Source organism: Wolbachia endosymbiont (group A) of Phasia obesa, from assembly GCF_964028125.1.
In the GTDB taxonomy this organism is placed as follows: domain Bacteria; phylum Pseudomonadota; class Alphaproteobacteria; order Rickettsiales; family Anaplasmataceae; genus Wolbachia; species Wolbachia pipientis.
On the sequence record NZ_OZ034764.1, the window covers coordinates 843,626 to 857,472 of the forward strand.

Consider the following 13,847-nt stretch of genomic DNA (forward strand, 5'->3'; position numbering starts at 1 on the left):
CCGTCTTGTTTGCCTTTTTGAGTAGTATCATCTTATTTTTCCTGTAAATTTTGTTTATAACGCCTAAGATTTACGATATTTTAATCCCGGTAGAATATCTTATAAAATCAGATTATATGTTATACCTATGGAAATAGATAACTTTCAGCAATATTACAACCAAGAAGAAATGAAGACAGTAACATTAGCTCAAATTTATAAAGACTTGGTAATAAAGATATTCGATATAGCCACAAGCAAAATGTAAGCTACTATTAATGGTATTATGGAAATAGCACCAACGATACCACCTACTATACCTACTACCAGAGGTGACGGAGTAGTAAGGCTTAATATAATAAGTGGGAGAGATATAATTGATAGTATTATATAAATTACACCTACTGTTTTCAGAAGAGATAGAAATCCTTTTGAATCTAAGTGTTCTTTTTCCCTTAAATAATATAAAGAAAATGCTTATACACATTATAGCACAAAGTATTACTGCTGCTATTTTTATTATAGCTGCTGCTATAAGTGCTGCTAAATAAGCTATATTCATTGCAATTATCACACACCATAATAAAAAAGTCAACTCCATATGTTTAGGTTGTAAAATCCCAAAAAGCAGCCAGAATAGAATAAGCAAACATTTACGAATTGAATTTAGTGCAAACAAGGGTGTTGATATCAACCATACTCTGCAGAATCGCAATATGGTATGACTACATGCTTTTTATTGATTTGATTAACATAATCAGCAGAGAGTTTTGTTTTGCAAAAGATGTCTACAGTAACATACTGCAATTATTTGGAATTGTAGGGCTAGGTGCAATTGTAAGGCCACTTGGTGCATTCATATTTGGTCACGTTGGTGACAGGTATGGAAGGAGGATAGCATTAATAATTACTATCTTGCTAATATCGATACCATCAAGTCTCATTGCATTTATTCCAAGTCACAATCAAGTAGGTATAATTTCTACTATATTGCTTCTTGCAATCCATATAACACAAGGAATTGCACTTGGTGGTGAACAAGGAAGTTCTGTTTATCTTATAGAGCATTTATCCAGTAGGAAAGAGAACTTAGGGATGTATTTTGGAATGATGGGTTTTGGTCGCTCCATTGGCGTCTTGCTTTCTGCGGTGATAGTGATTATCTGCAAAAAAACTACTGATTTTTGTACCTTGGGTTGGAGATTGCCATTTATTTTCTCAGCTATTTTAGGATTAATTAGCGCGTATAGCATATACACATTGGGAGAAACTCCAGCATATGAAAAAAATCGAAAACAAAGAAATTTACCTGATTTGCCAATAATAGAGCTTATAAAACGCCACAAGAGAGCTCTTATACTTGCTATTTTAATATCTGTACCTGTTAATGTTGCTGTTGGATTTACCATATTTCTTCGAACTCTCGCAAAGGAAATAGCATCAGTGGATGTTTATGTAACAACATATATCAACGAAATTGTATTGATTATAACCAGTGTATTAATGCCGATATCTTCAATAGCGTTTGGAATGTTGGCTGATAAAGTTGGAAAAGAGCGCACTGCAATCTTATTTATAGCAATTACAATGGCACTGTGTTGTCCTGCGTTATCTATTGCATATTACTATAAAAATTATCTTGTGATTGCGTTGAGCGTAATGGTTCTCTCTATAATAGAAAGGGGTATAGTTCCCATAGGAATAGTTGCATCTGAACTCTTTCCTACCAATGTTAGATTTAGTGGTGTGAGCTTATCACGCAATATCTCTTATGCGTTACATGGAGGATTTACTCCTATGGTTTGTATTTGGTTGACTGTAACATTTCCTCAAACAAACCTTGCTGCTGGGCTTTATATAGTCTTCTGCTTGTTGATCAGTGTGGTAGCAATATTGCAAATAAAACCGCAAGATAAGAAATTTGATTGGTCTTAGTTTTCTCCTATGTGATTTGATAGACCGGGAAAGGGTTTCATCTAAGTAGCTGACACCCTGACAACCGTCATCCCGCTGCTTGTTAGCGGGATCTAGAGATACCGTGACGGTATGACGTAGGACTGCTGTCATTCCAGTCTGGAATCCAGAGAAAAGGATGATGTCATCCCAGTGTCCCTGTAATGTCATTCCAGTGCTTGACACTGGAATCCAGCCTTTATTATGCAGCCACTTGGTTAAAATTAAGTCTTCTGGATCCCAGTGTCTGGGCACTGGGATGACAAAGGAGGGCAGTGTCAGCTACTCGGATGACACCCTGCTGGTGGACAATGTTTGTATAGTTGTGCGTCACGCGCTGGAATGACGAATTACTTAACCGCCATACCGTCACGGTATCTCCTAGCATAGATCCCGCTAACACGTAGCGGGATGACGATTTTGTATCGGAAAACAAGTAGCATGACGATTTATCAAATGTTCCTTAGTTTCTCAAAAAAATCCTTTAACAAAAAAGAGCATTCTGTTTCTAATATCCCACCATAAACTTCAGGTATATGGCTGCAAAATTGAAATATCTTAGCACCATTTTCAATTCCTCCACCTTTTGGATTATAAGCTCCAAAGTACAATCGTTTAATTCTGGCAAAGGAAATGGCTTGAGCACACATCGGACATGGTTCTAATGTTACGTACATATCAGCATCACAAAGCGTGGGAGTTGAAAATGCTTGTCTGATCGCTAACATCTCTGCATGTGCAGTTGGATCGCTGGATATATTGTGTGCAGAAGAAATGATATTGTCTCCACTCACTATTACAGCACCTATGGGCACCTCATCATTTTTTTGAGCGAGTTTGGCTTGCTCTATGGCAAGCTCCATATATTGATACTTAAACACTAGGCACTTATTTCTTATCAATTGCTGCTTTAACGAACGACACGAAAAGAGGATGAGGAGAAAACGGCTTTGATTGAAATTCTGGATGAAACTGCACACCAATAAACCACGGATGACTCTCTAACTCCACTGCCTCTATGCACGTTCCATCTTCTGATATGCCACTGCATAACAGCCCATTTTTTTCTAAGTCATCTTTATAATCTGAATTGATTATGTACCTATGCCTGTGTCTTTCTGAAATAGTAGTGTTACTATATGCATCCATCATTTTAGAGTTTGCATTTATATTACATTTGTATGCCCCAAGTCTCATGGTTCCACCAAGATCGTCATCTTGATCGCCAGCTAACTTAACGATTGGATGTTTACAGTTACGAAATTCTTCAGAGTGTGCATCTTCAAGCTTAACAACATTACGAGCAAATTCAATAATTGCAAGCTGCATACCAAGGCAAATTCCGAAAAATGGGATATTATTTGTACGGGCATAATTTATTGCTAATATTTTACCCTCTACTCCGTCATCACCAAACCCCCCTGGAACAAGGATTGCATGAGAATTCTGTAACTTCTCCCCTATAAGCTTTTCATTTATAGGTTTTTCTTCCTTCTCTCTTGAGTTAACCCAATTTATCTTTACTTTGACTTTATTACTAATCGCACCATGATTTAATGCTTCAACCAGTGATTTGTATGCATCAGGGAATTCGGTGTATTTTCCCACTATAGATACAGTAACTTCCTGTGTTGGGTGCCTTATGGAATGCACTATTTGATCCCATTCAGTCAAGCTTGGTTTTGGCTTACTTAAATGAAAGTGCTCCAAAATTTGCGTATCAAGCCCACATTGGCTATACAACACCGGTAACTCATATATATGACTCACATCAGGGGCAGGTATCACATTGGATAAAGAAACATTGCAAAGCTTAGCTATTTTCTCTCTTTGATTATCGAAAATTTCTTTCTCACTGCGGCATAATATAATATCTGGTTGTAACCCCGCGGAATTTAACTCTCGAACTGAATGCTGCGTTGGTTTTGTCTTTAATTCTTGCGCTGCGGTAAGATATGGTATTAAAGTTAAGTGAATCAGGATAACTCTTTGTTTTCCTAATGTGTAGTTAACTTGGCGTATAGCCTCCAAAAATGGTTGGCTTTCAATGTCACCTACAGTTCCGCCTATTTCACATATTACAAAATCTAAACCTTCCGTACCATTAAAAATGAACGATTTGATCAAATCTGTTACATGAGGAATGACTTGCACAGTTTTGCCCAGATAATCACCACGCCTCTCTTTCTTCAATAACTCATGATATATCTTACCAGTTGTTATATTGTCATCTTTTGTTGCTTTAATTCCAGTAAAACGCTCATAATGCCCAAGATCCAAATCAGTTTCAGCACCATCTTCGGTAACAAATACCTCTCCGTGCTGAGTTGGGTTCATTGTCCCAGGATCAATGTTGAGATACGGGTCAAGTTTTCTGATACGGATCTTAAAACCGTGAGCTTGAAGAAGCGCACCAACACTCGAAGCAACTAAGCCTTTACCAAGCGATGACACAACTCCACCTGTGACAAAGATAAATTTAGCTTCCTTCATTAATTTTCAAATGGAACAGAAGTAGATTCACTTTCTTGCTTTTTTTCTAATATAATTTTTTCTGCGATCGATTTTTTATGTACGTCTTTTGAACATAATCCTGACAATAGCAATGTGTTTATAATAAACAATCCAGCAACAATAGCCGTTATTCTGCTGAGCGGGTTTTCAGAAGATTTCACCGGAATCATCGAATTGACCCCCTGTTGTGTATTACTAAAACCACTTAACGAACTACTTCCAGGCGGCTGCAAGAGCACTAAAATTACTAACACAACAACCAATATTATTTGAAATATACTTAATACCGCTACTGACATTATAGATAGGGCTGAAAATAAAAATTTTAGCAGTACAAAGCACGTAAGTCAAGAACATCTGTCACCCAAATAACTTGAAATCTAAGTATGTATTTACTGCTTACCTTATTTTGATTAACATATGCATAAAACTTTGGGCTTAATATGTATCACATTTTAAAATACAAAAATTATGAACCAAAAATAGACGAAAGTGCTTTCATCGCAGGTGGTTCGCATATCATAGGCAAGGTTGAAATAGGAAGAGATGCAAGCATCTGGTTTAATTGTGTAATCAGAGGGGACGTTGGATCAATAAAAATAGGTAATGGAACAAATATTCAAGATGGAACGGTAATTCATGTGGATAGAAACCCAGGTGGTGACACAATTATTGGCAGCATGGTAACAGTGGGACATTTTTGTGTGTTGCACGCATGCACGGTGCATGATAAGGCGTTTATTGGTATGGGCTCTACCGTGATGGACCATGCAGTTGTGGAGCCTGAAGCTATGGTAGCTGCTGGCTCACTGGTAACACACGGAAAAGTGATAAAAAGTGGGGAAATATGGGCTGGCAGGCCAGCAAAATTCTTCAAAAAAATGTCGAATGAAGAAATTAAACATATTACACAATCAGCACAAAATTATATTATGCTAATGAATGAATATAAAAACTGAAGCTCGCGTCAAGTGTTTTACTTGACACGTACATTTCGGCTTAACCCTTGTTACTTCTTTTTCCCATTCTCATTTACTTCTTGTGCTTTTGCCCCATCTACTTGAGTACTAGGTAATACTGCATATGTAATACCACCGGCTACGAGTGCAGATGCTACTGCTATACCAATCATTACTAACATCTCTAACTTAACTGTACGTTCAAGTGCAGTAAATGCTATCAGTCCAGCAGCAAGACCCATACCAACAGTAGCAGTGTACCGTGCTCCATTGCCTTGTTTTAGTTGTTGAATTTTTTTGTTTTCAGCTTCTAATTCTTTATTTTCCTTCTTTAGCTTGTCAACTTCTTTCTCTTTAGCTGTTAAGTCTGCCTTCAGTTTGTCAACTTCAGCATTTGGCTGTTGTTGTTTTAGTTGTGCTATTTCTTTCTCTTTATCTGCTAATTGTTGCTGTAAGTCCGCAACTTCTTGTGTATTTTGTTGAGCTTTTAATGCTGTTATTTCCTCGTCTTTAGCTTGTAACTGTTGCTGTAAGTCCGCAACTTCTTGTGTATTTTGTTGAGCTTTTAATGCTGTTATTTCCTCGTCTTTAGCTTGTAACTGTTGCTGTAAGTCCGCAACTTCTTGTGTATTTTGTTGAGCTTTTAATGCTGTTATTTCCTCGTCTTTCTCTTTTAACTGCTGCTTACTCCGTTGTATTCTTTTACTTGTTGATCTTTTTCCTTTTCCTTTTTTTGACTTAGTAACACCTTCTTGCCCATTAACAGAACCTTCACTTAATGTCGTGCTATCACTAGAAACAACACTTCGATTACCTTTATTGCCCGACGTAACCTCATTATCATCGGCAACCTGCATTGTATCATTAATCCCTTCAGACACAGGCGTGCTACTCGCATCAACATAATCATTTAAAGACTCTTGATTACCAACTAAAGAACCTTGTAACGACTGCTCTGTTCCTGATTCAATAGAGTTTTTATTTATAGTTCCTTCTTGATCAGATGTTATATCAGTTGGTGAAGTTGCTCCAGGTGAAAGATTTTGATTTGAATTATGCATATTTAACCTCAATATATATAATTAACATTACATAATACCCTTAGAACCTAAGGTCAAGTAATATTTTTATCATAGCATAGAAAATTTATGTTCGTAAACAAAAAATTTTGGCGTAAAATTGCCGTATTTACTTAATTGTGCTATAGCTAAAGTAATTTAGGTTTACCGACCATCGTCATTCCGCTGCTTGTTAGCGGGATCTAGAGATACCGCGGCGGTATGACGTTGCTAGCTTAAAGTTTAAAATTGAGAAATATTTATGTTAAAAGAAAAATACGGCTTTAAAGAAGTTGAAGACAAATGCAACATATTATGGGAAGGTAGTAAAGTTTATAAATGGAATGGTGAAAAGGATAACACTTTCACTATAGACACGCCTCCACCGACAATATCAGGAAAACTCCATATCGGCCATATATTTAGCTATTGCCACACGGACTTTATTGCAAGGTTTCAGCGCATGCTGGGAAAAGATGTGTTTTACCCAATTGGGTTTGATGATAATGGGCTTCCCACTGAAAGATTGGTTGAGCAAACCTATAAAACCCGCGCAAAAGAAGTTGGCAGGGAAAAATTTATAGAGATGTGCCATGAGGTTATTGAAAAATCAAAGCAAGAATTCAAGGAACTATTTAAATCGGTCGGCATTAGTTATGACTGGGATTTGGAATACCACACGATCAGCAAGGAAACTGTGACGCTTTCACAGATGTCGTTTATTGATCTATATAATAAGGGATATGCATATAGAAAAATGCAGCCCATCCTTTGGGACCCGGTTGATAAAACAGCAATTGCACAAGCAGAAATAGAAGATAAAGTTTTTGAGTCATCCTTAAACACGATAGTTTTCTCTACTCAAGAAAATGAGCAGATCAATATTGCAACTACGCGGCCTGAGTTACTTCCCGCATGTGTTGCAGTTTTTTGTCATCCAGAGGATGCGCGCTACACCCATCTGATCGGAAAAACAGCCGTGGTGCCGATCACAGAGACAAAAGTTCCAATAATAGCTGATGATAAGGTTAAAATAGATAAAGGCACTGGGCTTGTTATGTGTTGTACATTCGGTGATGAGCTCGACATATATTGGCAGCAAAAGCATAATCTGCCGATGAAAATTATCATCGATCAGGATGGGAGGATGAACCTTCATGATGTCATTCCACCACACCCCGGCGTCATTCCAGCGCGTGACGCTGGAATCTATGAAATAAATGGACTAAAAATTGTAGCAGCAAGAAAGAGGATGATCGAAATCCTAACTGAAAAAGGACTTTTGGTAGAAAGCACTAACATTTCTCATTCTGTTAAGTGCGCAGAAAGATCTGGTGCACCACTTGAGATATTGCCTACTTATCAATGGTTTATCAAGACTTTAGAGCAAAAAGCTCAAGTATTAGATAAAGTAAAAGAATGCAATTGGCATCCAGCTACTATGCGTAAACGTATGGAAGTGTGGATAGAAGGGCTAAATTGGGACTGGTGCATCTCAAGGCAACGTTATTTTGGTGTGCCATTTCCAGCGTGGTATTCCAACCGTAAGGGAGAAGAAGGTAAAATTATTCTAGCTGAGATAAAGGACCTGCCTATAGATCCATTGAAAGATTTGCCAAAAGGGTATAGCAAAGAAGAGGTTATCCCAGATCAAGATGTAATGGATACCTGGGCCACAAGTTCAATTACTCCTCAACTAAGTGCACTAGCAGTAAACAGTGAGTTTAGCTTACCAAATCATCGCTATGATACGATATTTCCTGCAGATCTGCGCAGCCAGAGCCATGAGATAATAAGAACTTGGGCTTTTTATACTATTTTAAAGGCACATTATCATGCAAATTCTTTACCTTGGAAAAACATTATGATCAGCGGTTGGTGTTTAGCAGATGATAAGAAAAAGATGAGTAAATCAAAGGGTAACATCATTACTCCTCATGTAATACTTGAAACTTATGGAGCTGATGTAGTGCGCTATTGGGCAGCGAACTCAAGGCTTGGAGTTGATACAGTCTACTCTGAAAATATATTCAAAATTGGCAAGCGCCTCGTTACAAAACTTTGGAACGCTAGCAAGTTTGTTTCCATGTTCATGGAAAAGCATCAAACAGTAAGCATAAATTCCATCAGTGAGACGATGGATAAATGGATACTGTCTAAGCTGTACAAAGTAATAGGTAAAGCAACGAATAACCTATTACAGTTTGAATACTGCGAAGCTTTGGGCGCAGTAGAAGAATTTTTTTGGAAGGATTTTTGTGATAACTACTTGGAATTAGTAAAAAAACGCGCGTACGGAAGCAGTGAAGCAACCTTAAGTGCAAAGCAAAGTTTGGCATATGTACTGAATATTATTTTGCGGTTATTTGCACCTTTCTTGCCTTACATTACAGAAGAGATATACCACCAGTTGTATAGTTATAATTCTGTACACAATCAAAGTAATTGGCCGAGCAAAGAAGAACTTATCTACGATAAATATTCAGAGGAAATGGGAGATAATGTTATTCAGATATTAAACATTATCAGAAAGATAAAGGCAGATAATAATGTATCAGTTAAGCATCTGATAAAAAAGTTGATGATAAAAGCGAGCGTACAAGAGGATAAGTTAGATCAATCTGCACAGGATGATTTGCAGGCAGTGTGCAATGCAGAAATGATAGAGTGGATGCAGTCTGAGCTTGAAACTGAAGACGGAAAATACATAGTGAATATAGACTTATACTGATTTTTATAGCTTTACTTCCTTTAATATCCATGCTATTGTAATCATTATTAGTATGAGGGAATAATGAGGGAATAATGAGGGATTTGTATAGTAAAACCAATGCACCATATCTTATAGCTGGTGCTCTTGCTACTTTGGTATTGCTTGCGTCTGGGACACTTGCTGTTGCCCCTTATGTTAAGTTCTTGTCTTCAGTTGCAGCCTTTAATGTAGCTCTTCCTGTTGCTTTGAGTTTGTCTATACTTTCTATTTTGGTGCTTGCACTTTCATGTAAAATAATTAGTAATAATAAGAAAATAGAGGTTGAGAAAAATAAATTTGCTGAAAAAGAGCAAGAGTTAGAAAGCGTAAAACAACAATCAGAGAGTAAGGTACAAGAGTTAGAAAGTAAAATAGCTCTGGGAGAAAAAGCTAAAGAAGCTGTAAATAAAGAAGTGAAGGAATTAAAAGATCAATTAACTCGAGAAAAGCAAGATTTGGAAAGCGAAATTGCAGGGTTAAATAAGGAAATAGAGCAGTTAAAGACACAACAAGATGATACACAGCAAAAATTAGATAATGCTACAAAAGAGTTAAATAATAAAGGTAATCAAATCCGAGAATTAGAGGGTAAGATAGGTGCTCTTAATAATAAGAACAAAGATTTACACGATGAAAATACAGAATTGAGTGCAAAAGTACAAGGTCAGTTAGAACATAAGGAGAAGATGCTTTCTCTTGAATACCAAGAGTTACGTGATGAAAATGTAAGATTGAATGAAAGAGTGGATTCTTTAATGGAGGAATTATCTCAATCTCAAAGAGAAATAGATTCCTTAAAAAGGCAGTTAGATGAATTAAAATATGAAGGAATTTTAGCTCTTTCATTAAAAGAAAGAATAACAGAATTGGAAACATGTTTAGAGGAGAAAAGGAAAAAAGTAGGAAAATTAGCAGTGCAGTTAAGAAAAGAAAAAGGCAAAACTTCTTGTTTACAATCTGATTTAGATGATGTATTAGAAGAAGGACGATTGAAAAAAGAGTTAAATAAAAAAGCGCAAGAAACGATCCAGCTAGCTGCAGATTTAGAACAAAAAGAAAAACTATGCAAGAAATTAGAAGAGGAAAACAAGGAATTAGAAGAGGAAAACAATGAAAATCTTGATAAGATCGGAGAGTTAAAAAAACTTAATGAAAAGTTGCGCGATAATAACAGTGAGTTGAAAAGTAGCGAAAAAGAGTTGGATGACGGATGCGAGGAATTAAGAGAACATAATTCTGATTTGAAAAGACATAATTCTGATTTGAAAAGAAAAGTTGAACATCTGCAAGCAGTAACTGGGCAGGAAGACGAGCAAAGTCATTCCATTTCTTCAGATATAAGCAGTGAACATTTATCAGAACTTGAAGGAATAGGTGAAAATGAGTCTGTTAATAAACAGTTCCCGAAACCAAAACCACCTTATATATCCACTCTAATAAGACCGCCATATAAAAAGCTGAATGATGCTTCATGTGATTCTGGATATACCAGTGGATGTTCTACCCCGACCAACAGCTGCCACACATTTTGAGTACAGTTGTACACTGGATACATAAAACCTTAGCTATTTTTAGCTAGCAGGCTGAAAAAGGAAAGTTTGTTGTAGGTGCAGCACTATAATTCCTCCACAGATAAGAGAATTTTAATAAATATATACAAGACTGCTGAACGTGGGGGGGAGGGGAGTAATGAGCAATTTGCTTAGTGAGGCTAATGCATTTTATTTTGTAGCTAGTTCCTTAGCTACTCTTACGTTACTTACATCTTTAGCGCTTATTGTAACTTCTAATGTGCCTCTTCCTCTAATTCTTGCTTTAGCTACATTATCTGTTTTGGTGCTTGCACTTTCGTATAAAATAATTAGTAATAATAAAAAAATAGAGGTTGAGAGAAATAAATTCGCTCAGAAAGAGCAAGAGTTGGAAAATAAAATAACTCTAGGAAAGGAAGCTGAAAAAGCTGCAAACAAAGAAGTGGAAAAATTAAAACATGAATTAACTCGAGAAAAGCAAAATTTAGACAAGAGAGCAAAAAAATTGAATCAGAAAGTAAATGAGTCAGAAGTTGAGAGAGAATCTCTTCTTGAAGAAAAAAAATCTTTAGAGAAAAAATTAGAAACAGCAAAGAATCGTACGTTTGAAATAGACAATGAATTGGACAAAACAAGAAAGGAAATAGGTAAGCTTAATGAGCAGGAAGAGAAATTAAAACTTGAAATCTCATGTTTAAAGAAACAGTTGGAAGAAAGAAGTAGATTTATTGCAAAGCTGAAGATGGAAGTGGATGATAATAAACATTTAGAGCTAGAGAATAAGGGGTTAAATGATAGAATAGAAACGTCACGTGAAGTACAAAAGGCACTACGTGAGAAAAAACATGAACTTAGTGAAAAAGTAGAGGCATTGAATAAGGAAAAAAATAGATTTTCTAAAGAAGTAGAGGAATTACGTGAAGAACAAGAAAGACTGCATGCAAACTTAGATAAGCTACAATGTAAAATTAAAGAGGTCAACAAAGAAAAGAAAAATTTATCTAAAGAATTAAAAGAGAAATTTGAAGAGTTAGATGAAGCAAATGGTTTAATTAAAAATCAATCTTTTGAGTTAGATGGGATAAGAAAAGATTGTAATAATGAAGTAAAAAGTTTAAGAAATTCACTTTTAGAACGAGACAGTCAAATAGAAGATTTTTTGAAAGAGAAAGAAAAACAAGTGAATTTTGCGCAACTGTTGATAAGATGCGTAACAGACAATATAGAAGAACCAATAAGAAATAATGATGGAAAAGCAATATTAGATACGATTCAAATATTAAAGTCTGCGTTACAAGGAGAAATTGCACGGCTTTTGCCAGACGAAACGCCTTCTTCTTCGCTGGAAGATCTTGGATATGAATCATTATTTGTCAGTCGCTCATCCACCCCGACCAAGTTGCCAAATTCACTATTGACAGAATCTTATGAACGCAGTCAGTTCAATCAGAGTGAAAGTATTTGCAAAACACAACAATGAGTCTTATTATAAGATAAATCATGCAAGATAATGAACCCAATAATATGCGCACTGGATACACAAGACTTAAATAAGGCTATTTCTCTAGCTAATGCTCTGCGTGGTAAAGTTGGCATGGTAAAGCTGGGATTAGAATTTTTTGCTGCTCAAGGTCTTTCTGGAGTGCAAGAAGTTGCAAAATGCAATGTACCAATTTTTTTAGATCTGAAATTGCATGACATTCCAAACACTGTAGCCAAAACAGTTGAAGTAATAAAAGTTCTGAACATTGAAATGTTAACTCTGCACATCAGCGGTGGAACAAAAATGCTTGAAGAAGCGCTAAGTGTAGTGCAAGGCACAAAAATAAAGCTGATTGGGGTGACAGTGCTAACTAGTATGAGCAATGAGGATTTAAACGAGCTTGGAGTAGCAAGAGAGGCAAAATCACAGGTAATTTTGCTTGCAAAGCTTGCAAAAAAGATTGGACTCCATGGAGTAGTCTGTTCTGCACTAGAAGCTCAAGAAGTGCGCCGAGAATGCGGTGAAGACTTTAAAATTATTACTCCAGGAATTCGTATAGATCCAGGTCATGACGACCAAAAAAGAACAGCAACACCAAAAGAAGCAATAAATTCAGGAGCTGATTATATCGTCATTGGCAGACCCATTACAAAAACTACAAGTAGTGCGGAGCTAATATTGAAATCCATGAAAGAATTTTAATATAATAACTTAATTTATAAAAATACTAACATATTAATTAGGAATAAGCATGAGTAATATCAATAGAATAATACGCGAAGTAATCAAGGAATTCCGCTCAAAATTACCAGATAAGGAAATAGAGGAATATTCTGGCAAATTGAATAAGCTACATATCTACCAGTGCAATAAGCATATAATAGAAAATAAGAAGCTATATCATTATACAATAAATGGGAAAACCCATGCTATGGGTCAGCATGGGCATAATTTTGTCAAGAGTTTAGAAGTTATCTTGAGGAATAAGCCACAAATTTCCTTAGAAGAGGTAATTGATTTTATGGAAAAAATAATTAATTTTGGTATTGATAGTTGTTATGGAGCATTTGAGATGATATTTGAATCTCGCTCTGGTGTTACAATAGATGATGCAGTTAATTTTGTAAAAGATAGCTTATCTAGTAAATTTTATAGATTCCATGGCAGTGGGATTTTCAAAGTAATATTAGAACTTAATCCAGAGAGCTCTCTTGAAGAGATAGAGAAACAATTTAGCAAAGTAGTAGATCCTTACTTTCTTAATGCTTGGAGTCGAGAAAGTGAAAGGGCTTTTGCTAAGATATGTAGGTTATGTAGAGAAGGACATGTGGAGAGTATGCAGAAATTTGATTTTAGCAATTTTAATTTAGATCAAGATAGTGCTGGATCATTAAGAGCACTGTTACAGTATTGTGTTGACGTTTCTAATCAAAAAGCTTTAGGTGATTCACATGAATTGCATAGAGAAGAGATGGAGGGGATATATAAATTTGATGATAATTACGATTTAAATTTAGATAGTGATCATAATGATAGTATCTGGCATTGAAATTATACTACAATAATAAAATAACTGGATAAAAATTATCACCAAAAAAATTCAAAAAAGTGCTTGAC

At 35.9% G+C, this 13,847-nt stretch carries 12 protein-coding genes; 8 read left to right on the forward strand and 4 right to left on the reverse strand.

Features of this window, described 5'->3' with window-relative positions; genetic code table 11:
• Positions 1-648: 648 nt before the first annotated feature.
• Positions 649-1,914, forward strand: coding sequence for an MFS transporter (locus tag ABWU29_RS04290; RefSeq protein WP_256359313.1), 1,266 nt, complete (start codon positions 649-651; stop codon positions 1,912-1,914).
• 160 nt (positions 1,915-2,074) lie between these two features.
• Complete coding sequence (locus ABWU29_RS06035; protein WP_341813952.1) at positions 2,075-2,278, forward strand: hypothetical protein; 204 nt, start codon at positions 2,075-2,077, stop codon at positions 2,276-2,278.
• Between the two features lie 106 nt (positions 2,279-2,384).
• On the opposite strand, the gene ABWU29_RS04300 is transcribed toward ABWU29_RS06035, so the two are convergent.
• Genes ABWU29_RS04300 through secG form a run of 3 tightly spaced genes read right to left on the reverse strand, consistent with a single transcriptional unit; the run spans position 2,385 to position 4,745 of the window.
• On the reverse strand, positions 2,385-2,795 hold the full coding sequence (locus ABWU29_RS04300) for a nucleoside deaminase (RefSeq protein WP_015588966.1): 411 nt from the start codon (positions 2,793-2,795) through the stop codon (positions 2,385-2,387).
• A 25-nt stretch (positions 2,796-2,820) separates the two neighbouring features.
• On the reverse strand, positions 2,821-4,425 hold the full coding sequence (locus ABWU29_RS04305) for a CTP synthase (RefSeq protein WP_015588967.1): 1,605 nt from the start codon (positions 4,423-4,425) through the stop codon (positions 2,821-2,823).
• Positions 4,425-4,745, reverse strand: coding sequence for a preprotein translocase subunit SecG (gene secG, locus ABWU29_RS04310; protein ID WP_007548880.1), 321 nt, complete (start codon positions 4,743-4,745; stop codon positions 4,425-4,427). Before secG ends, ABWU29_RS04305 begins: the two co-directional genes overlap by 1 nt.
• A gap of 144 nt (positions 4,746-4,889) precedes the next feature.
• Between secG and ABWU29_RS04315 the strand changes: the two genes are divergently transcribed.
• Positions 4,890-5,405: a gamma carbonic anhydrase family protein gene (locus tag ABWU29_RS04315; RefSeq protein ID WP_141457186.1), complete on the forward strand. Its 516-nt coding sequence runs from the start codon at positions 4,890-4,892 to the stop codon at positions 5,403-5,405.
• 50 nt (positions 5,406-5,455) lie between these two features.
• Here the strand turns inward: ABWU29_RS04315 and ABWU29_RS04320 are convergent, their stop codons facing one another.
• A complete protein-coding gene (locus tag ABWU29_RS04320) occupies positions 5,456-6,466 on the reverse strand; it encodes a hypothetical protein (RefSeq protein WP_353280173.1) in 1,011 nt (336 codons plus the stop codon).
• 259 nt (positions 6,467-6,725) lie between these two features.
• Between ABWU29_RS04320 and ABWU29_RS04325 the strand changes: the two genes are divergently transcribed.
• The 5 genes from ABWU29_RS04325 to ABWU29_RS04345 all read left to right on the forward strand — a co-directional run bounded on the left by ABWU29_RS04325 (position 6,726) and on the right by ABWU29_RS04345 (position 13,779).
• Positions 6,726-9,194 (forward strand): valine--tRNA ligase, encoded by a 2,469-nt coding sequence (locus ABWU29_RS04325; RefSeq protein ID WP_174516760.1) that lies wholly within the window; start codon positions 6,726-6,728, stop codon positions 9,192-9,194.
• A 74-nt stretch (positions 9,195-9,268) separates the two neighbouring features.
• A complete protein-coding gene (locus ABWU29_RS04330; RefSeq protein ID WP_353280174.1) occupies positions 9,269-10,747 on the forward strand; it encodes a hypothetical protein in 1,479 nt (492 codons plus the stop codon).
• Positions 10,748-10,904: 157 nt separating this feature from the next.
• Positions 10,905-12,227 carry a hypothetical protein gene (locus tag ABWU29_RS04335; RefSeq protein ID WP_015588973.1) on the forward strand — a complete coding sequence of 441 codons (1,323 nt, stop codon included), beginning with the start codon at positions 10,905-10,907 and terminating at the stop codon, positions 12,225-12,227.
• A 30-nt stretch (positions 12,228-12,257) separates the two neighbouring features.
• Positions 12,258-12,932, forward strand: coding sequence for an orotidine-5'-phosphate decarboxylase (pyrF, locus tag ABWU29_RS04340; protein ID WP_006280567.1), 675 nt, complete (start codon positions 12,258-12,260; stop codon positions 12,930-12,932).
• Positions 12,933-12,981: 49 nt separating this feature from the next.
• Positions 12,982-13,779 (forward strand): hypothetical protein, encoded by a 798-nt coding sequence (locus tag ABWU29_RS04345; protein WP_353280176.1) that lies wholly within the window; start codon positions 12,982-12,984, stop codon positions 13,777-13,779.
• The last annotated feature ends 68 nt before the right edge of the window (positions 13,780-13,847 follow it).

Coding starts and splice junctions, on each gene's coding strand:
- ABWU29_RS04345 (WP_353280176.1), top strand. CDS start 12,982: ATGAGTAATATCAATAGAATAATACGCGAAGTAATCAAGGAATTCCGC.
- ABWU29_RS04335 (WP_015588973.1), top strand. CDS start 10,905: ATGAGCAATTTGCTTAGTGAGGCTAATGCATTTTATTTTGTAGCTAGT.
- ABWU29_RS04320 (WP_353280173.1), bottom strand. CDS start 6,466: ATGCATAATTCAAATCAAAATCTTTCACCTGGAGCAACTTCACCAACT.
- ABWU29_RS04315 (WP_141457186.1), top strand. CDS start 4,890: ATGTATCACATTTTAAAATACAAAAATTATGAACCAAAAATAGACGAA.
- ABWU29_RS06035 (WP_341813952.1), top strand. CDS start 2,075: ATGTCATCCCAGTGTCCCTGTAATGTCATTCCAGTGCTTGACACTGGA.
- ABWU29_RS04325 (WP_174516760.1), top strand. CDS start 6,726: ATGTTAAAAGAAAAATACGGCTTTAAAGAAGTTGAAGACAAATGCAAC.
- secG (WP_007548880.1), bottom strand. CDS start 4,745: ATGTCAGTAGCGGTATTAAGTATATTTCAAATAATATTGGTTGTTGTG.
- pyrF (WP_006280567.1), top strand. CDS start 12,258: ATGAACCCAATAATATGCGCACTGGATACACAAGACTTAAATAAGGCT.
- ABWU29_RS04300 (WP_015588966.1), bottom strand. CDS start 2,795: ATGGAGCTTGCCATAGAGCAAGCCAAACTCGCTCAAAAAAATGATGAG.
- ABWU29_RS04330 (WP_353280174.1), top strand. CDS start 9,269: ATGAGGGATTTGTATAGTAAAACCAATGCACCATATCTTATAGCTGGT.
- ABWU29_RS04305 (WP_015588967.1), bottom strand. CDS start 4,425: ATGAAGGAAGCTAAATTTATCTTTGTCACAGGTGGAGTTGTGTCATCG.